Source organism: Streptomyces sp. NPDC052301, from assembly GCF_044593395.1.
Taxonomy (GTDB): domain Bacteria; phylum Actinomycetota; class Actinomycetes; order Streptomycetales; family Streptomycetaceae; genus Streptomyces.
Window position 1 is genome coordinate 55490 of record NZ_JBIUBE010000002.1, and the last position, 17777, is coordinate 73266.

The 17777-nt window shown below is 72.3% G+C and carries 17 protein-coding genes; 8 read left to right on the top strand and 9 right to left on the bottom strand.

The genetic code is table 11. The features are described 5' to 3' along the window. Window positions 1–14 precede the first annotated feature (14 nt). Entirely contained in the window at window positions 15–998 is a 984-nt protein-coding gene (locus ACIHEJ_RS03880; RefSeq protein WP_400131923.1) for an aldo/keto reductase, read from the bottom strand. A gap of 136 nt (window positions 999–1134) precedes the next feature. Here ACIHEJ_RS03880 and ACIHEJ_RS03885 point away from each other — a divergent pair, with 136 nt between their 5' ends. After that, a complete protein-coding gene (locus ACIHEJ_RS03885; RefSeq protein WP_400131925.1) occupies window positions 1135–2865 on the top strand; it encodes a cholesterol oxidase substrate-binding domain-containing protein in 1731 nt (576 codons plus the stop codon). A 28-nt stretch (window positions 2866–2893) separates the two neighbouring features. On the opposite strand, the gene ACIHEJ_RS03890 is transcribed toward ACIHEJ_RS03885, so the two are convergent. Further along, window positions 2894–3715: a lipase family protein gene (locus ACIHEJ_RS03890; RefSeq protein WP_400131927.1), complete on the bottom strand. Its 822-nt coding sequence runs from the start codon at window positions 3713–3715 to the stop codon at window positions 2894–2896. A gap of 47 nt (window positions 3716–3762) precedes the next feature. Continuing rightward, on the bottom strand, window positions 3763–4959 hold the full coding sequence (locus ACIHEJ_RS03895) for an FAD-dependent monooxygenase (RefSeq protein ID WP_400131929.1): 1197 nt from the start codon (window positions 4957–4959) through the stop codon (window positions 3763–3765). 331 nt (window positions 4960–5290) lie between these two features. On the opposite strand from ACIHEJ_RS03895, the gene ACIHEJ_RS03900 reads away from it, so the two are divergent. Both ACIHEJ_RS03900 and ACIHEJ_RS03905 read left to right on the top strand, forming a co-directional pair. Continuing rightward, on the top strand, window positions 5291–5668 hold the full coding sequence (locus ACIHEJ_RS03900; RefSeq protein ID WP_400131931.1) for a tyrosinase cofactor: 378 nt from the start codon (window positions 5291–5293) through the stop codon (window positions 5666–5668). A 35-nt stretch (window positions 5669–5703) separates the two neighbouring features. After that, window positions 5704–6525, top strand: a complete 822-nt coding sequence (locus ACIHEJ_RS03905) for a tyrosinase family protein (protein ID WP_400131933.1) — start codon at window positions 5704–5706, stop codon at window positions 6523–6525. A 16-nt stretch (window positions 6526–6541) separates the two neighbouring features. On the opposite strand, the gene ACIHEJ_RS03910 is transcribed toward ACIHEJ_RS03905, so the two are convergent. Together ACIHEJ_RS03910 and ACIHEJ_RS03915 are read right to left on the bottom strand one after the other, a co-directional pair. Next, a complete protein-coding gene (locus tag ACIHEJ_RS03910; protein WP_400131935.1) occupies window positions 6542–7240 on the bottom strand; it encodes a ribonuclease H in 699 nt (232 codons plus the stop codon). Between the two features lie 34 nt (window positions 7241–7274). Then, on the bottom strand, window positions 7275–8069 hold the full coding sequence (locus ACIHEJ_RS03915; RefSeq protein WP_400131937.1) for a VOC family protein: 795 nt from the start codon (window positions 8067–8069) through the stop codon (window positions 7275–7277). A 336-nt stretch (window positions 8070–8405) separates the two neighbouring features. On the opposite strand from ACIHEJ_RS03915, the gene ACIHEJ_RS03920 reads away from it, so the two are divergent. Genes ACIHEJ_RS03920 through ACIHEJ_RS03930 form a run of 3 tightly spaced genes read left to right on the top strand, consistent with a single transcriptional unit; the run spans window position 8406 to window position 11843 of the window. Continuing rightward, complete coding sequence (locus tag ACIHEJ_RS03920) at window positions 8406–9848, top strand: family 2B encapsulin nanocompartment shell protein (RefSeq protein WP_400131939.1); 1443 nt, start codon at window positions 8406–8408, stop codon at window positions 9846–9848. A 16-nt stretch (window positions 9849–9864) separates the two neighbouring features. Continuing rightward, entirely contained in the window at window positions 9865–10917 is a 1053-nt protein-coding gene (locus ACIHEJ_RS03925; RefSeq protein WP_400131941.1) for a family 2 encapsulin nanocompartment cargo protein terpene cyclase, read from the top strand. A 47-nt stretch (window positions 10918–10964) separates the two neighbouring features. Next, complete coding sequence (locus tag ACIHEJ_RS03930; RefSeq protein WP_400131943.1) at window positions 10965–11843, top strand: geranyl diphosphate 2-C-methyltransferase; 879 nt, start codon at window positions 10965–10967, stop codon at window positions 11841–11843. Between the two features lie 504 nt (window positions 11844–12347). Here ACIHEJ_RS03930 and ACIHEJ_RS03935 read toward each other — a convergent pair. Next, window positions 12348–12830 carry a VOC family protein gene (locus tag ACIHEJ_RS03935; protein ID WP_400131945.1) on the bottom strand — a complete coding sequence of 161 codons (483 nt, stop codon included), beginning with the start codon at window positions 12828–12830 and terminating at the stop codon, window positions 12348–12350. Between the two features lie 122 nt (window positions 12831–12952). Here ACIHEJ_RS03935 and ACIHEJ_RS03940 point away from each other — a divergent pair, with 122 nt between their 5' ends. Beyond that, window positions 12953–14158: an epoxide hydrolase family protein gene (locus tag ACIHEJ_RS03940; protein ID WP_400131946.1), complete on the top strand. Its 1206-nt coding sequence runs from the start codon at window positions 12953–12955 to the stop codon at window positions 14156–14158. Between the two features lie 10 nt (window positions 14159–14168). On the opposite strand, the gene ACIHEJ_RS03945 is transcribed toward ACIHEJ_RS03940, so the two are convergent. Beyond that, window positions 14169–14573: a helix-turn-helix domain-containing protein gene (locus tag ACIHEJ_RS03945; RefSeq protein ID WP_400131948.1), complete on the bottom strand. Its 405-nt coding sequence runs from the start codon at window positions 14571–14573 to the stop codon at window positions 14169–14171. A gap of 306 nt (window positions 14574–14879) precedes the next feature. Here ACIHEJ_RS03945 and ACIHEJ_RS03950 point away from each other — a divergent pair, with 306 nt between their 5' ends. Further along, complete coding sequence (locus tag ACIHEJ_RS03950; RefSeq protein WP_400132833.1) at window positions 14880–15767, top strand: RNA polymerase sigma factor SigF; 888 nt, start codon at window positions 14880–14882, stop codon at window positions 15765–15767. A gap of 40 nt (window positions 15768–15807) precedes the next feature. Here the strand turns inward: ACIHEJ_RS03950 and ACIHEJ_RS03955 are convergent, their stop codons facing one another. Next, the gene (locus ACIHEJ_RS03955; RefSeq protein WP_400131950.1) at window positions 15808–16260 is read right to left on the bottom strand and encodes an ATP-binding protein; all 453 of its coding nucleotides are present in this window, start codon (window positions 16258–16260) and stop codon (window positions 15808–15810) included. Between the two features lie 115 nt (window positions 16261–16375). Next, complete coding sequence (locus tag ACIHEJ_RS03960; protein ID WP_400131952.1) at window positions 16376–17650, bottom strand: DUF6777 domain-containing protein; 1275 nt, start codon at window positions 17648–17650, stop codon at window positions 16376–16378. Window positions 17651–17777: the final 127 nt, after the last annotated feature.

The following is a 17777-nucleotide window of genomic DNA, read 5'->3' on the forward strand; positions in this document are numbered from 1 at the left end:
GTGCGCCGTGACCGCTACCACCGGTGTTCGACCTGCTCCCTGATCCGGCGGTCGTACAGGTCCTGGATCGCGGTGAGCGTCTCCCCGGGCAGCGGCGGCAGCTTCGCGGCTGCCGCGTTGGCCCGGGCCTGCTCCGGGTTGCGCGCCCCGGGGATCACCGTGGTGACGCCGTCCTGTTCGATGATCCAGCGCAGCGCCAGCTGGGCCGGGGTGTAGCCCTCGGGAGCGAGCGCGGCGAACTCGGCGGCCGCCGCGAGACCCGCCTCGTAGTCCACGCCGGAGAAGGTCTCGCCCTGGTCGAAGGCCTCGCCGTGCCGGTTGAAGGTGCGGTGGTCGTTGGCGGCGAACACCGTGTCCTTGGTGTACTTGCCCGACAGCAGCCCGGAGGCGAGCGGCACGCGCGCGATGATGCCGACGCCGGCCTCGCGGGCGGCGGGCAGCACCTCGCGCAGGGGCTTCATGCGGAACGGGTTGAGGATGATCTGCACACTGGCCACGTGCGGCCGGGCGATCGCGGTCAGCGCCTGTGCGCAGGTCTCCACGCTCACCCCGTACGCCGCGATCCGCTCCTCCTCGACCAGGGTGTCCAGGGCGTCGAACACCGCGTCGGAGGAGTAGACGGCGGTGGGCGGGCAGTGCAGCTGCACCAGGTCGACGCGGTCGACGCCGAGGTTGCGGCGGGAGCGGTCGTTCCATGCGCGGAAGTTGTCCAGGACGTAGTTCTCCGGGATCTGTTCGACCCGGCGGCCCATCTTCGTGGCGACCAGCACGTGCAGATCGGGCCGGCCGCGCAGGAAGGAGGCGATGGTCTCCTCGCTGCGCCCGTCGCCGTACACGTCCGCCGTGTCGAAGAAGGTGACTCCCGCCTCGGCCGCCGCCTCCAGGACGGACAGTGCCTCCTTGTCGTCCACGTCACCCCAGTCGGCACCCAGCTGCCACGTGCCGAGACCGACCACCGACGCCCACTGCCCCGACCTGCCGATTACGCGTTCGTCCATGGCGTCAGTCTGTCATCCGGCGCCGCGTCCCGCGGAACGGGCCGCTCCGGTGGGCGGCCTGTGGTTCTCTCACCCACACGGGTGACAGCGACCGGCGGGGGAGCCACGGTGCGGAGCATGCGCCTAGCGTGCTCACGTGATCGATCGTTCGACGGACAACTTCCCTTCCGCGCCGCGCTCTTCGGGGCCGGACCGTCGCGCCTTCCTGCGGGCGGCCGCCGCGCTGGCCGCCGTACCGGTGTCGCTCGCGGCCGACCCGGCGGTGGCCGCGGCCGAACTCCCCGGGTTTCCGGAGCAGGTGGCGCTCTACCGTTCGGCGTACCGCAACTGGGTGGGTGAGATCACCGCCGACGGATTGTGGGCCTGCGCCCCGGCCGGGCCGGAAGAGGTGCTCGCCGTCGTCGACTGGGCCTGGCGCAGCGGCCGGCGGGTGCGGGCGCGGGGTTGCTCGCACGGCTGGTCGCCGCTCACGGTCACCGAGGGGACGACGGCGGCCACCCCGGTCCTGCTGCTCGACACGGCACCTCATCTGACCGGGCTGCGACTGGAGTCCGCCACGGCGGTCCGGGCCGGCGCCGGGGTCACGCTGGAAGCCCTGCTCACCTTCCTGGAGGGGCACGGCCTGGGTCTGACCACGACGCCCGCGCCCGGCGATCTGACGCTGGGCGGCGCCCTGGCGATCGACGCCCACGGCACCGCCGTACCGGCGGACGGCGAACGTCCCGCGCCGGGAGCCCTGTACGGCTCGCTGAGCAACCGGGTGCTGGAGCTGACGGCGGTGGTGTGGGACGCGGGCAGCGAGGGGTACGTCCTGCGGACGTTCCGTCGCGAGGACCCGGAGGCCGCGGCGCTGCTGACCCATCTCGGGCGGGCCCTGGTCACCGAAGTGGTCCTGCGGGTCGGGCCGGACACCGGTCTGCGCTGTGTCAGCCGCACCGACGTCCCGGCCCGCGAACTGTTCGCGCGGCCCGGCGCGGGCGGGCGCACGCTGGAGAGCTTCCTGCGCCGCTCGGGCCGCGTCGAGGCGATCTGGTTCGCCTTCACCGAGCACCCATGGCTGAAGGAGTGGAGCGTCGCCCCGGTCCGGCCGCCCGGTTCACGGCATGTCACCTCGCCGTACAACTACCCCTTCTCCGACAGCGTGCCGACGCCGGTGGCCGACCTGCTGGGGCGCATCGTGGGGGGCGCGGCCTGGTACCTGGCACCGGTGCTCGGCGCGGCGCAGCTGGAGGCGGCCTCCGCCGGGCTCGCGGCCACGGCCTCGGCCGACCTGTGGGGGCCGTCGAAGAACACACTGCTGTATCTCCGGCCGACCACGCTGCGGGTGACCGCGAACGGGTACGCGGTGCTCACCTCGCGGGCCGGGGTGCAGCGTGTCGTGCACGAGTTCACCAGCCGCTACCGCACCCTGCTGGAGGCGTACGCGGCACGGGGCCGCTTCCCGGTCAACGGCTCGGTGGAGATCCGGGTCACCGGCCTGGACGACCCCGCCGGCACCGGCGTCCCGGGCGCCCGGGCCCCGCTGCTGTCGGCGCTGCGGCCGAGCGCGGCCCGTCCCGAGTGGGACACCGCGGTGTGGCTGGACGTGCTGACCCTGCCCGGCACACCGTACGCGGAGGCGTTCCTGCGCGAGCTGGAGCGGTTCCTCTTCACCGCCTACGACGGCGGGGACGCCCTGGCCCGCGTGGAGTGGTCCAAGGGATGGGCGTACACGGGCGACGCCGTGTGGAGCGACCCGGAGGTGCTGGACACGACCGTGCCCGCCTCCTTCGGAACGCAGGTGTGGGCGGAGGCGGTCGCCATCCTGGACCGCCTGGACCCGCACCGGGTGTTCGGCAACGCCTTCCTGGACCGTCTGCTGCGCTGACCACGCCCGGCGGGCAGCCGTCGTTCCGTCAGGCCAGGTTCCTCTCCAGGGCCGTGAGGTAGCTGCGCATGGAATGGTCGCGAATGCCGTCGGAGGCCGGCGCGAAGGCGTCCGCGGTCACGCCTTTCGCCCGGTCGGCGAGCACCGAGAACGTCGGCATGCTCTCGTGCAGCTTGCCGCGGGAGTCGATGTAGCGCAGCGCGCGGACGTGGGTGAAGGCGGGCTCGGGCGGGAGCTGCGCGACAATGTCGTTGTTGTTGACGAAGCGGTACATGCGTCCGCCGAACCCCTGGTGGAACGCCTCGGCGAGCAGCCGGTCGCAGGTGCGCGGCTGCCCGAAGGTGTAGACGCCGTCCGCCGCCAGGTGCGGCTCCTCCAGGTACAGCCGGGCGCCGGCCAGCATGGCGAGGGCGCCGCCGAGGCTGTGCCCGGTGAAGTACACGCTCTGGCCGCAGGTGCGCAGCTCGGTGAGGGCGTCGTGGACCGCCGGGTAGACCGAGTCCAGGGCCTCGGCGAAGCCGTGGTGGACGTAGCCGTTGCCGCCGGGGCCCGGGGTGGGCGGGGTGGTGGTGTCGGAGAGCCAGTCCTCGATCCGGCCGGGTTCGGTGCCCCGGAACGCTGTGACGATCATCCGGTCGCTCACCAGGGTGCAGGCCTGGGTGTCCTGGAGCGGGAAGGGCGGGGTGAAGCGGGTCTCGTGGTGCCGTACCCGGCCGAAGCCCCACTGGGCGGCCTGCTCCTCGATGACGGAGCGGTCCTGGTAGGCCAGGTCGGCCGCGCGGGCCAGCCAGTAGGCGCGCTCCAGGCTGTAGCCGGACGAGGTCTGGTCGAACGCGACGGGCACGGCCATGAACGGGATCCTTCGAGGCGGGGGGAGAAGAACGGGGGGCGGGCGGCTCAGCGGCCCGAGGAGCGGGCGTGCAGAGCCCGCGCCGCCCTGGGGCCGAGCCACCGCTTGAACCGGCGCAGCACGTCCAGCTGCCCGGCGGCCTTGTCCAGGCCGTAGTACAGCTGGGGCGGGACGTACGGCAGCAGCGGCGAGTGGCGCCGGCCCAGCAGGGCGAACATGCGGTGCGGGGGCAGGTGGATGTAGCGGGGCAGGTTCTCGTACCACTGGGCGCTGTAGCGGGCCGCGCTCTGCACGCTGAGCAGTTCGGCCTGGCGCCGGCTCTCGTAGGCGGCGAGGGCCGGGGGGAGGGTGGTGTGCTCGTGCAGGGCGTCGGCGAGGCACATGGCGTCCTCCAGGGCGAGGGTGGTGCCGGCGCCGATGGAGTAGTGGGTGGTGTGGGCGGCGTCGCCGAGCAGGACGAGGGTTCCGTGGTGCCGGCTGCGGTTGGTCACGGTGCGGAAGTTGAGCCAGCCGGCGCCGGGGCGGCCGATGAGGGGGTGGCCGTCGAGGACGGGAGCTAAGAGCTTCTCCAGGAGGGCGAGCCCCTCGCTCTCGTCCGCCCGGTCCAGGCCGAGGCCGGTGAAGGTCTCCGGTGAGCACTCCACGACGCAGGTGCTGTGCTCGCCGCTGTAGCCGTAGCCGTAGGCCCAGATCCAGCCGTGGCCGTTCTCGGCGAAGGCGAAGGTGAAGGCGTCGAACACCTTGGTGGTGCCGAGCCAGATGTAGTGGTTGCGGCCCGCGGCGATCCGGGTGCCGAAGTGTCCGGCGTGCCGGGTGCGCAGGGCGCTGTGCACTCCGTCGGCGGCGACGACGAGGTCCGCGCCGGCGGGCGGCTCGGTGAGCTCGCTCTCGTGCTCCAGGCGCACGCCGAGGGTGCGGGCCCGGTCGGTGAGCAGGCCGAGGAGCCGGTGGCGGCCGATGCCGAAGCCCTCGTCGCCGTGGTGCCGGGTCGTCAGATCACCGACGTGGGCCACTCCGTCGGTCCAGCGCACGGAGTGCTCCTCGATCGCGCGCGCCGAGGCGAGGTCGTACGCCCGGAGCTTGTCGAGGAGGCCGCGCCAGTACGTGACGCCCCAACCGTAGGTCGAGCCTTCGGGGTTGCGCTCGTGGACGCTGATGTCGTGGGAGGGGTTCTGCCGCTTGAGCAGGATGGCGAGATACAGGCCCGCGGGCCCGCCTCCGACGCAGACGACCTTCACACACACCCCTGACAGTCACCCGTAGTGTCCGAACGGCACCGCAGGGTAGCAGCCGTGAGCAGCCGCCCGATCGCGTCAGTATCGCGCGGTGAGCCGCGCCACCCGGACGGGCGGCGGGCGAGAAGGTCCACCCGGAACCGGGGCGGCCCGGCAAGGAATTCCCCGTTCCGTAGCAGATCGGCCGCCCGCCGGAGCAAGATCATCTTCGTTCAACCCTGTACGACATGTAGCCAATTGTCCGGATCGCAGCCAACCAACTCGCGGCGATTTCCCGCGCTCCGGGACCGCCCGATAGGCATGCCTCGTCACCACCGATTCCCCCTCCAGGAGGACACGCATGCCCGGCATCACCCGTCGCCGCGCGCTCACCGCGACGGCAGCCCTCGCCGCGACCGCCTCGGCCGCCGCCCTCGCCGCACCCGGCGCCCTCGCCGCCGGCGGCCACGACCACTCCATGCCGGAGTCCTTCGACGAGGTCTACAAGGGCCGCCGGATACAGGGCCGCGCGGCGATGGACGGTGGCCACCACCACGAACACGGCGGCGGCTACGAGGTGTTCGTCGACGGCGTGCAGCTGCACCTGATGCGCAACGCCGACGGCAGCTGGATCAGCGTCGTTAGCCACTACGACCCGGTGCCCACCCCGCGCGCCGCCGCCCGTACCGCGGTCGACGAGCTGCAGGGCGCCCCGCTGCTGCCGTTCCCCGCCAACTGACCGCCCCCGCAAGGACTTCCGGAGCACCCCGCACCATGACCGTACGCAAGAACCAGGCCGCCCTGACCGCCGACGAGAAGCGCCGCTTCGTCGCCGCCGTCCTCGAGCTCAAGCGCGACGGGCGCTACGACGCGTTCGTCCGCACGCACAACGCCTTCATCATGTCGGACACCGACAGCGGCGAGCGGACCGGCCACCGCTCCCCGTCCTTCCTGCCCTGGCACCGCAGATTCCTGCTCGACTTCGAGCAGGCGCTGCAGTCCGTGGACTCCTCGGTCGCGCTGCCCTACTGGGACTGGAGCACCGACCGCACGGTGCGTGCCGCGCTGTGGGCACCGGACTTCCTCGGCGGCACCGGGCGCAGCAGCGACGGCCGGGTGACGGACGGCCCGTTCGCCGCCTCCGCCGGCAACTGGCCGATGAACATACGCGTCGACGGCCGCACCTTCCTGCGCCGCTCGCTCGGGACGGCCGTGCGCGAGCTGCCCACGCGCGCGGAGGTCGAGTCGGTGCTGTCCATCCCGACGTACGACACGGCGCCGTACAACAGCGCCTCGGACGGCTTCCGCAACAACCTGGAGGGGTGGCGCGGGGTCAATCTGCACAACCGGGTCCACGTCTGGGTCGGCGGGCAGATGGCCACCGGGGTGTCCCCCAACGACCCGGTGTTCTGGCTGCACCACGCCTTCGTCGACAAGCTCTGGGCGGAGTGGCAGCGCCGGCACCCGGACGCGGGCTACGTGCCGACCGGCGGCACACCGGACGTCGTGGACCTGGACGAGACGATGAAGCCGTGGAACGACGTGCGCCCGGCCGACCTGCTGGACCACACGAGGTTCTACACCTTCGACAGCTGAGCGCGCCGGGTCCCGGTCAGGCCTCGGCGGTCCGGCACTCCGGGTGGCCCCAGCCCTGCGCGTTCTTGGCGATGGACTCGCCGGCCGCGTAGGAGCGGCCGCACAGGCAGCGGCCGGGGAACTTGGCCTTGAGGGTGCGGGCGGAGGCCGCGCCGCCGGAGCGGCGGGACGTCGCCTTGCGGCGCGGGGCAGCCGTCTTCGCGGTGTCCGGCGAGGGCGGCGGCGTCGGGGAGCCGAGGGCGCTGCCCGCCGCCTCCTGGACGGAGGCGGCCTGGCTGGCCGCGCGGTCGGCGAAGTCGTTCAGCGGGTCGCCGTCGACCTGATGGGCCGGGACGTAGCGGAAGTCGACGGTGCGGCCGTCGAGGAGGGCGTCGATGCGGACCACCAGCTCCTGATTGGCGACCGGCTTGCCTGCGGCGGTCCGCCAGCCGTTGCGCTTCCAGCCGGGCAGCCAGGTGGTGACGGCCTTCATCGCGTACTGGGAGTCCATCCGGATCTCCAGCGGCACGTCCGGGTCGACGGCGGTGAGCAGCCGCTCCAGTGCGGTGAGCTCCGCGACGTTGTTGGTGGCCCGGCCGAGCGGGCCCGCCTCCCAGCGGGCCGGGGTCCGCTCGTCGTCGTCCGAGACCACCCACGCCCATCCGGCCGGTCCGGGGTTTCCCTTCGAAGCCCCGTCGCACGCGGCCACCACACGTTCACGCATACGCTCGATCATGCCATGGGTGCGGCGGCCCCCGGTCCGGGACCGGTCAGACGTCCCTGACCTTCGGCATCTCGCCCTCGGTGGTCGTGATGTCGATCACGGAGAAGTTGGCGCCCTGCGGGTCGCTCAGTGCCGCGAACCGGCCGAAGGGGCTGCTCATCGGCCCGAAGCGGAGGACCCCGCCGAGTTCGACGGCCCGGGACACGGCCTCGTCGCAGTCGTCCACGGTGAAGTAGACGTTGATGTACGACGGCACCTCGGGCGGGAAGTCGTCGGTCATCCGCATCCGGCCGAGGACGGTGTCCTCGCCGATGTCGAACATCCGGAAGTCGACGGCGTCGTCCTCGATCTCCTTCATGCGGTACGGGAAGACGGATGAGAGGAAGCTGTCGGCCTTCTCCGGCTCACGGGTGAAGACCTCGGCCCAGCAGTAGGCGCCGGGGGTCGCCGTCGCCTCGAAGCCCTCGTGGACGCCCGCCTGCCAGATCCCGAACACCGCCCCGCTGGGCTCACGGGCCAGACACATGGTGCCGAACTCGCCGACCTGCATCGGCTCCATCAGCACCTCGCCGCCGTTCTCCCGGATCCGCTCGGCGGTGGCGGCCGCGTCCGGCGAGGCGAAGTACAGGCACCACTGCGACTGGCCCTCCTGCCCGGGCATGGGCGGGACGACGGCGGCCACCGACCTGCCGTCCGCATAGGCCTGTGTGTAGTTGCCGTACTCCGACGACGACTCGCCGAAGGTCCAGCCGAGCACGTCGCCGTAGAACCGCTTGGCCCCCTCGACGTCGCCGAACATCGCATCGGCCCAACAGGGCGTTCCCTCGGGTTGCACGGCCATGATCACGGCCCTCCTGGTCTCTGCGGTCTCTACCGGACGCGCTGCGCCGCACAGGCGTTCAGTCCCGGACCTCACGCTAGCCATCCCGCCCCCGGGCCGCGCGCCGAAGGGGCGAATCCCTCGCAAACCGGGCTCCGGAGGCATGCGACCGGCGCACTCCGCATCCGCACGCTGCCCCGCTGACGCGATGGAGGGGTTTGCACCACCTGGGAGGAAAGCGCCCCTCTTCGCGCCTTTCCCGGTGATCATGCAGCCTGTTTGGCTGTCTGTGCGCACCACCACCTGGCACATCACCGATCGTTCCCGTCACCCCCGTTCCTCTCTGCTGGAGGGAATGTGTCCACACCGGACAGCGCCACTGGTTCCGTCGTCGACGAACCCGTCCCCGATCCCTCGGCCGACGGCCAGCTCACCAGTCTGAGCACCCGGGCGGCACGCCGGCTCGCCACCACCACCAAGTCCGAACCGCAGATGCAGGCCATCACCTCGCGATGGCTGCTGAAGACCCTGCCGTGGGTGGACGTCAAGGGCGGCGCCTACCGCGTCAACCGGCGCCTGACGCTGCGCACCGGACGCGGCCGGGTGCACTTCGAGCACAACGGCGCCGACGACATCCGGGTCGTCCCCGAGACGCTGACGGAACTGCCGATCCTGCGCGGCTACCCCGACACCGACGTGCTGCGGGAGATCGCCGGCCGGTTCCAGCCGCGGGAGGTGCGCGCCGGGCAGGTGCTGTACGAGGCCGGGCAGCCCGTGACGGAGGCGTACCTGGTCGTGCACGGCCGGTTCACCCGTTACACCTCCGGCAAGTACGGCGAGGAGGAGATCATCGGGGTCGTCACCGCCGGCGACCAGATGGGCGACGAGGCGGTCGGCCAGTCCGACCCGCTGTGGCTGACCTCGGTGCGCGCCGAGACCGCCGGGGTGGTGCTCGCGCTGCCCTGGACCGTGGTGCAGGAGTTCACCGATCGGGTGCCGTCCCTCGCCGCGCATCTCCAGGCGTACGTCGAGCGGCAGCGCCGGCCGATGAACCGCAAGGGCGAGGCCGAGGTGCCGGTGCAGGCCGGTCACGTGGGCGAGCCGACGCTGGCCGGCGGCTTCGTGGACTACGACCTCGCCCCGCGCGAGTACGAGCTGTCCCTCACCCAGACCGTGCTGCGGGTGCACACCCGGGTCGCCGATCTCTACAACGACCCGATGGACCAGACCCAGCAGCAGCTCAGGCTCACGGTCGAGGAGGTCCGCGAGCGCCAGGAGTGGGAGCTGGTCAACAACCGGGAGTTCGGGCTCCTGCACAACATCGACTACGGCCAGCGCATCAGCACCTTCACCGGCCCGCCGACCCCGGACGACATGGACGAACTGCTGTCGATGCGGCGCAGGACGAAGGTCTTCCTGGCCCATCCGAAGGCGATCGCCGCGTTCTTCCGGCAGTGCAACAGGCAGGGACTGGTGCCCGGCACCGCGAGCGTCGACGGCCACGAGGTACCGGCGTGGCGGAACGTGCCGATCTTCCCGTGCAGCAAGATCCCGATCAGCGACGATCACACCACCAGCATCATCGCGCTGCGCACCGGTGAGGCCGACCAGGGCGTCATCGGCCTCCACCAGACCGGGATCCCCGACGAGTACCAGCCGGGCCTGAACGTGAGGTTCATGGGCATCGACACGGCCGCGATCATCAACTACCTGGTCACCGCCTACTACTCGCTGGCCATCCTGGTCCCGGACGCGGCGGGAGTCCTGGAGAACGTCCAGCTCGGCCGGACCGCCGACTGACGGCCTGGAGCGCGCCATGAGCACATCCACACCCTCGTACACGCTGCCCGGACCGCCCGACATCGCCAAGAGCCTGCGCCGGCCCCGGCGGACCGGGGCGGTCCCCGGGCTGCACCACCGGCCCGCCGTGCCCGCCGACCCGGAGAAGGCGGCCGAGATCGACCGCCGGCTGGAGGAGTGGGCCCGGGAGCTGGACCTGTTCCCCACGGCCTGGAAAGGCGACTTCTCCGGTTTCCAGTTCGGCCGGGCCGTCGTGCTCCAGCACCCGGGCGGCCTCGACCTGGACCGGCTCACCGCCGCCGGGAAGCTGCTGCTCGCCGAGAACATCGTCGACTCCTGCTACTGCGAGGAGGACGAAGGCAGGGGCGGGTCGCGGCGCGGTCTGGGCGGTCCGCTGATCATCGCCCAGTCGGCGCTCGACCCCTATCACGGCATCCCGGAGCTGGAGGTGGAGTGGCGGCAGGGCATCCAGGCCGACGGCCCCCTGCGCTCGTACCACTTCGCCCTCGCGGACTACGCGACCTTCGCCACGCCCAGCCAGACCGACCGGTTCGTCCATGACGTCGCCCGGCTGCACCTGGGCTACCTGGGCGAGGCCGCCTGGATGGAGACCAAGTACGTGCCGCGGGTCTGGGAGTACCTGGTGATGCGGCAGTTCAACAACTTCCGGCCGTGCCTGTCGCTCGTCGACGCCGTGGACGGCTACGAACTGCCCGAGCAGATCTACGCCCGCCCCGAGATCCAGCGGATCACCGCCCTGGCCTGCAACGCCACGACGATCGTCAACGACCTGTACTCCTTCACCAAGGAGCTGGCCAGCGACCCGGACCACCTCAACCTGCCGCAGGTCGTCGCCGCCAACGAGCGGTGCGGGCTGAAGGCCGCGTATCTGAAGTCCGTCGAGATCCACAACCGGGTCATGCAGGCCTTCGAGGAGGAGTCGGCCCGGCTGTCCGCCGGCTCGCCGCTCGTGGAGCGCTACGCCCGGGGACTTGCCGCCTGGGTGTCCGGCAACCACGAGTGGCACGCCACCAACACCCACCGCTACCACCTGCCCGACTACTGGTAACCGCCCTCCATGGAAACGCCGTTCACATGCACCGCGAGGAGCCACCGTTGACCACCGCCCCCGTCGCCCGGACCACGCCTCTGCCGGTCCCGGCCCAGTCGACCTACCAGAGCCGGATCGCGGACTACTGGAACGCCGAGGAGAACCCGGTCAACCTCGAACTCGGCAGGATCGACAACCTGTACCACCACCACTACGGCATCGGAGCGGCCGACCGCTCGGTGCTCGACGAGCCCGATCCGGAACTGCGCCGGGAGCGCGTCACCGCCGAACTGCACCGCCTGGAGCACGCACAGGCCGAGCTGCTCGCCTCGCACCTCGGTCCGCTCTCCCCCACCGATCGCGTCTTCGACGCCGGCTGCGGCCGGGGCGGCGGCAGTGTGGTGGCGCATCTGCGCTACGGCTGCCACGCCGACGGTGTCACCCTCTCCACCAAGCAGGCCGACTTCGCGAACGAGCAGGCCCGCTCGCGGGGCATCGACGACAAGGTGCGCTACCACCACCGCAACATGCTCGAGACCGGCTTCGAGACCGGCGCGTACGCGGCGTCCTGGAACAACGAGTCCACCATGTACGTCGAGCTGGACCTGCTGTTCGCCGAGCACGCCCGGCTGCTGCGCCGGGGCGGACGCTATGTGGTGATCACCGGCTGCTACAACGACACCTACGGGCAGGCCTCGCGCGAGGTGTCCCTGATCAACGCCCATTACATCTGCGACATCCACCCGCGCTCGGAGTACTTCAAGGCGATGGCCCGCAACCGCCTGGTGCCGGTGCACGTCGAGGATCTGACCGAGGCCACGATCCCGTACTGGGACCTGCGCAGGGAGGCCGACCACCTGGTCACCGGCATCGAGGACACGTTCCTGAGCGCCTACCGCAACGGCAGCTTCCAGTACCTGCTGATCGCGGCCGACCGGGTCTGAGCGGCGGCGGAGAATCCGTCGACGGCGGGGGCGTCGAGGCGCTGTGACGAGCCCCGGCCCATGAGCGGCGCCGGCTGCCCCGGCTCGCCCCTGTTGCCGGTGACCGTGCCGGCCGGGGTGGGCGAGCCCGGCGAGGGCTGACCGTGGCCGTGGTCCGTCCGCCGCCGGCTGGGGGGCTTCCCGGTGGCGGGGACCGTGGCGCCACCGGAGCGGCTCGCCGGGGACCCCGGCGCGTTCGTGCGCGCGCTGCGCCGGACCGGCCCGCAGGGGCAGGGGGCTCCGCCCGGTCACCGGGGCGGCACCCTGCGGGACCGGGACGAGCCCACCCGTGCGGCCGTTGCCGGGACCGCGTCGGCCGGGACCCGGCCGACGCGGTCCCGGCCGCCCGGGAGCCGGCCCGTGCGCGCCGGTGCACACGGGTGCGCCGGTGGGGGTCCGGGTCAGGGAAGCAGGGTCCGGAGCGCAGGGCGCAGGGTGCGGGGGCCGGTGCGGGCCGAGGGTGCGCTACTCCCCCGCGTACGCCCTCTCCAGCGCGGCGACCTCCAGCTTGCCCATGCCCATCATGGCCTTCATGGCACGGTCGGCCTTCGCCCCGTCGGGGTCGTTGATCATCTCGGGCAGCCGGTCGTAGACGACCTGCCAGGAGACGCCGTACCGGTCCTTGAGCCACCCGCAGGGGCCGCCCTCGCCGCCGTTCTCGGTGAGCTTCGTCCAGTAGTGGTCGATCTCCGCCTGGTCGGCACACGGGACCTGGAAGGAGATGGCCTCGTTGAACGTGAACTGGGGGCCGCCGTTGAGCGCGACGAACTTCTGGCCGTCGGCCGTGAACTCGACGGTCAGCACGGAACCGGTCCGGCCGGGCCCCGCGTCGGTGTAGCGGCTGACGCGGCCGATGCTGGAGTTCTTGAAGACGGACACGTAGAACTCCGCGGCCTCCTCGGCCTGGCCGTCGAACCACAGGCACGTGATGAATCCGTCGGTGGTCATGAGTACCTCCTGGGGCGGGGAGCGCGGTCTCCTCTGTCGACCGATCCTCGCGGCGAAACTCATCGGCCGGACCGCCGAATAATCCCCACGGGTGAACGGCGGCCCCGCCTAGCATCCCGATCATGGCTTCCACACCCGCTGAACGCATCGAGCCCTTCCGGCTGTCGGTCCCGCAGAGCGACCTGGACGACCTCCACGACCGCCTGGACCGCACCCGCTGGCCCGCCGAACTGCCCGGGGCCGGCTGGGAGTACGGCGTCCCGGCCGGCTATCTGCGGGAACTGACGCGGTACTGGCGGCACACGTACGACTGGCGAGCCGCCGAGGCGCGGCTGAACGCGTGGCCGCAGTTCACCACCACGGTCGACGGAGCGAACGTCCACTTCGCGCATGTGCGCTCCCCCGAGCCGGACGCCACCCCGCTGGTGCTGACCCATGGCTGGCCGGGCTCGATCGTGGAGTTCCTGGACGTGGTGGGGCCGCTCGCCGACCCGGTGGCGCACGGCGGGGACGCGGCGGACGCCTTCCACGTCGTCGTGCCCAGCATCCCCGGCTTCGGGCTGTCCGGGCCCACCGCGGAGCCGGGCTGGGAGGCGGGCCGGGTCGCCGACGCCTGGGCCGAGCTGATGCGGCGGCTCGGTTACGAGCGGTTCGGTGTGCAGGGCGGCGACTGGGGTGCGGCGATCTCCCGCGAGCTGGGCCGGGCCCACCCGGACCGGGTGATCGGCGTCCACCTCAATCTGCTGCCCGGCGCGCAGGCGGCCACCGAGCCGACCGCACAGGAGCTGGCCGCGCTGGACCCCGAGGAGCGGGAGCGGACGCTGCGGTCCTGGCGCGGCTGGGCGGACTGGTCGCGCGAAGGCACCGGGTACGCCGTCCTGCAGTCCACCCGCCCGCACACCCTGGCCTACGCCCTGACGGACTCGCCCGTCGGCCAGCTCGCCTGGATCGTCGAGAAGTTCCGGGAGTGGACCGACTCCGCGGAGCTGCCGGAGGAGGCGGTGGACCGGGACCGGCTGCTGACCAACGTGATGCTGTACTGGCTGACCGGTACGGCGGGTTCGTCCGGCCGTATCTACTACGAGCGGGCGCACGCCACCGGCCGTACCGCCCGGCCCGCCGAGCCGTCTTCGGTGCCGACCGCCCTCGCCCTGTTCCCGGCAGAGCCCCAGATCGCGTTGCGGCACAAGGCGGAGCGGACCGAGAACCTCGTGCGCTGGACGGAGTTCGACCGGGGCGGGCACTTCGCGGCCATGGAGGAACCGGATCTGCTGGTCGGCGACGTCCGGGCGTTCTTCCGGCAGCTGCGGGAGCCGGGCGCGGGCTGACCGCCGGGGGTCAGGCGGCCAGGCAGAGGCCGTTGTGCGGCCGGGCGGCCGGGCGGCGCACGACGGCCGGACGGCGTACGGCGGTCGTCGCCGTCGTACGCCGGGTCAGCTCGCCGTGCGCCAGCGACAGCAGATCGCCCAGGCCCAGGCCGAGGGCGTGGGCGGCGGCCGCGAGGAGCTCCGAGGAGGCCTCCTTGCGGCCGCGTTCGATCTCGGACAGATAGGGCAGCGAGATCCGGGCCGCGTCGGCGACGTCCTTGAGCGTGCGTTCCTGCGCCTGCCGCTCGCGGCGCAGCACCTCGCCGACCAGATCGCGCCACAGGGGTTCCCCGGGCTCGGACTGCCGCCCGTCCGTGCGGGCGGGCGCGGGTCGCAGGGGGACCACTCGGGCTTCGTTGCTCACCTGGTTGCTCATCCCCGTCAGCCTAGGAGCCGGGTGCGGTGGGACAAGGGGCCGGCGTTGCGCCCTGAGGGAAATCGGAGGCCGAGGCAGGTCAGCGGGCCGCATCGAGGGGAGCGGCTGTTTCCCGCCAGGCCGCGTCCGTGCGTGCATGCGGCCCGTGACGAGGGGTACCCGCCCGGTGAGCGGCTCCGTGCGGGCGCATGAAACACCGGATGCCGGGTACCCGGCGGAGCGCACAGAACAGCAAGGAACGGACAAGGAGCTGCCGCGAGAGGGAGAGGCGGCAGACGTCGAACCGTGACTTTCGTGGGAGAGGCAATGAACACCGCCGGGATCCGGTCGGAAGCAGAGGTCGTCGAGAGGGCCGAGCAGGGCAGGACGGGCGAGGGATCACTGCCTGGCATCGCGGACCCCACGTCCGTCGCGCCGCGTGACGCACGCGAGCTGTCCCGCCAGTTCTTCCGCCGGCTCACCGAGCTGGAGGAGGGCACGCCCGAGCACCAGTACGCGCGCAACACCCTCATCGAGATGAACATGTCGCTGGTGCGGTTCGCGGCCGGTCGGTTCCGGGGCCGCGGCGACGACATGGAGGACATCGTCCAGACGGGCATGATCGGCCTGATCAAGGCCATCGACCGGTTCGAGCTGTCGCGGGAGGTCGAGTTCACCTCCTTCGCGCTGCCGTACATCGTCGGCGAGATCAAGCGGTTCTTCCGGGACACCACCTGGGCCGTGCACGTGCCGCGCCGGCTGCAGGAGCTGCGGGTGGAGCTGGCAAGGGCGCGCGAGGAACTGTCCAGCCGGCTGGACCGGAACCCGACGGTCGCCGAGCTGGCCACCTTGATGAACATCTCCGAGGACCAGGTCGTCGAGGCCCAGCTCGCCTCCAACGGCTACAACTCCTCGTCCCTGGACGCCGCGCTCACCGGCGACGGGCCCGAGGACGGCGAGGCGGTGCTCGCCGACTTCATCGGCGTGGAGGAGGAGGGGCTGCGGCTCGTCGAGGACTTCCACGCGCTGGCGCCGCTGATGGCCGAGCTGAGCGCGCGCGACCGGCAGATCATCCACCTGCGGTTCGTCGAGGAGGCCACCCAGGCGGAGATCGGGGAGCGGCTGGGCTGCTCCCAGATGCACGTCTCCCGGCTGATCAAGCGGATCATCTCCCGGCTGCGCCAGGGGATGCTCGGCGAGCTGGGCTGCGCCTGACGGCAACGGAGCGGCGGGCCCCAGTGCTCGGGCCCGCCGCTCAGTGCTTCAGTGCGAAGCGGGCCCGCACCCGCTTGCCGACGGGGACGCGTTCCACCGTGACCTCGGAGGCCAGCGCGTGCACGATCTCCAGGCCGTGCCGGCCCACGCGCTCGGGGTTCTTCGGATAGCGGCGGGGCAGGGCGCAACTGCTGTCGTACACGGACACCGTGACGGCGCTGTCGGTGCCCTCGAGCTCCAGGATGTAGGGGCCGTTGCTGTGCCGGTCGGCGTTGGTGACCAGCTCGCTCACGAGCAGGAGCAGCTCGCCGTCGGCGCGACTGTCGGCGGCCGCGCACCACTCGGTGCGCAGCTGCTCCAGGAACCGCGCCGCGAAGGTGCGCGCCTCCGCGATGCAGCCGGGCTCGCCGGTGTAGTGCGCCGCGCGTCGTAGCGGCTCCACGGGTACGTCGAAACCAGTCGGTATCACTGCCCCGCCCAGGTACTCGGTCATGCTGTCTCTCTCGGAAAGCCCGGTGCGGCCGGTCGCCAGTTGCACCAGTCCTCGTACCCAGAGCTGGGCCCGCCAGTCCCCCGGAGCGTTCGCCCACCGCGCACAGTGGCGAGAGTCACGAGGTCCGAGGGGACTGCTGGGGCGTCCCGGAGGTGGCGGGACCGGGTGCGGACCCGGGCGAGGAGCCGGCCGAGGACCGCGGAGCCGAGCCGGACGTCTCCCCCGACGGCGAGCCCGGCGCCGGCGAGGACGGCCCGGCGGGGGACGACTGACTCGACGGCGTCCTCGGCTCCTCCGAGGACGGGGAGGACGGAGAAGAGGGAGACGACGAAGGGGGCGTAGAGGGCGAACCGGACGGTGAGGCCGGCGGGGACGTGGCCGGCGAGGGGGGTGAGGACGGGCTCGTCCTGGCGGTGGGCGCGGAAGGACTCGTCCCGTCGAAGGACGGCGACGCCGTCGGGCGGGTCCAGGGGTGCGGGTTCGCCGGCGGCCGGGCGTGCTGGTCTCGGTGGCCGGTGGCGTCGCCGCGGTGGCGGTGGAACCAGGCCTGGTGGTGGGGGTCGTAGAGCACGAAGACGTCGACGACCGTCGGCGCGGGGGTCACCACGACCACGTTCGAGGGCCGGTACGCCGACCAGCGGGGGCCGACCGGCTTCGGCGCGGTCCGCCGGGCCACCGGCGGGGTCAGCGGGCTGCCGGAGGCGCAGCGCACCCGCGGCATGCCGTGCCCGTCGACCAGGACGGCGGTGCCCGCCTGCAGGACGGACTGGTAGGCGGTGACGGTCCCGTCGCGGTAGCCGTGGTTGGTGACGCGGGTGTCGACCCGCAACTGGACCGGCGTCAGCGAGCGCAGATAGGCCGGCACCCCGGACGGCTGGACGCCGGCCACGGAGGCGAACGCGCGGGTCTTCGCCGCATCACCCTGCAGGGCCTCGACCTGCTTCTCCACATCGCAGGCGGGGGTGTCCTGGACTCCGCCGTACAGGCCGGGGGCACCGCCCTGCACCCCCTGCAGCGCGTTGGCCGGCCCCGAGGGAACGGCCGAGGCGGAGGGCGGCGGCGGGACCGAACTTCGTCGCGCGGTCGACTCCGTGAAGGGATCCCGGCCGGCACTGCCGGCCGGCTGCAGGAAGACCTCGCCGCCCCCGGCTGAGCCGCCACCACCCGGACGGGTGAAGACGATCGCGAGGACGACGGCGGCGACCACGGCGACGGTGAGGGCCGCCATGCGCGGTACCGACCTCCACCACGGCCCCTGCGGCCCCTGCGCTCCGGGGCTGCCGCCCGGCGGCTGCGCGGGCGGCGGTCCGGCCGGCGGGCGGGACGACCCCGACAGCGGACCGGAGGGCGGCCCCGTGGGGCGGCCGGGGAACGGAGGTTCGACGCTCACGAGCACTTCTTCCCGTCGCGATCGTCGCGATGCGCGGCTTTGCTCAGTCAAGTCCCGTTTGCTTCATAGAGATACACATTGATCCCATTGTGTGCCGCAGGGTGAACGGGCCCGCAAGCCGACGCGG

What these genes read in the sequence shown, in the direction of transcription:
- ACIHEJ_RS03905 (WP_400131933.1), top strand. Translation starts at nt 5,704, where the DNA reads ATGACCGTACGCAAGAACCAGGCCGCCCTGACCGCCGACGAGAAGCGC.
- ACIHEJ_RS03910 (WP_400131935.1), bottom strand. Translation starts at nt 7,240, where the DNA reads ATGATCGAGCGTATGCGTGAACGTGTGGTGGCCGCGTGCGACGGGGCT.
- ACIHEJ_RS03940 (WP_400131946.1), top strand. Translation starts at nt 12,953, where the DNA reads ATGGCTTCCACACCCGCTGAACGCATCGAGCCCTTCCGGCTGTCGGTC.
- ACIHEJ_RS03955 (WP_400131950.1), bottom strand. Translation starts at nt 16,260, where the DNA reads ATGACCGAGTACCTGGGCGGGGCAGTGATACCGACTGGTTTCGACGTA.
- ACIHEJ_RS03880 (WP_400131923.1), bottom strand. Translation starts at nt 998, where the DNA reads ATGGACGAACGCGTAATCGGCAGGTCGGGGCAGTGGGCGTCGGTGGTC.
- ACIHEJ_RS03925 (WP_400131941.1), top strand. Translation starts at nt 9,865, where the DNA reads ATGAGCACATCCACACCCTCGTACACGCTGCCCGGACCGCCCGACATC.
- ACIHEJ_RS03915 (WP_400131937.1), bottom strand. Translation starts at nt 8,069, where the DNA reads ATGGCCGTGCAACCCGAGGGAACGCCCTGTTGGGCCGATGCGATGTTC.
- ACIHEJ_RS03935 (WP_400131945.1), bottom strand. Translation starts at nt 12,830, where the DNA reads ATGACCACCGACGGATTCATCACGTGCCTGTGGTTCGACGGCCAGGCC.
- ACIHEJ_RS03900 (WP_400131931.1), top strand. Translation starts at nt 5,291, where the DNA reads ATGCCCGGCATCACCCGTCGCCGCGCGCTCACCGCGACGGCAGCCCTC.
- ACIHEJ_RS03945 (WP_400131948.1), bottom strand. Translation starts at nt 14,573, where the DNA reads ATGAGCAACCAGGTGAGCAACGAAGCCCGAGTGGTCCCCCTGCGACCC.
- ACIHEJ_RS03950 (WP_400132833.1), top strand. Translation starts at nt 14,880, where the DNA reads ATGAACACCGCCGGGATCCGGTCGGAAGCAGAGGTCGTCGAGAGGGCC.
- ACIHEJ_RS03890 (WP_400131927.1), bottom strand. Translation starts at nt 3,715, where the DNA reads ATGGCCGTGCCCGTCGCGTTCGACCAGACCTCGTCCGGCTACAGCCTG.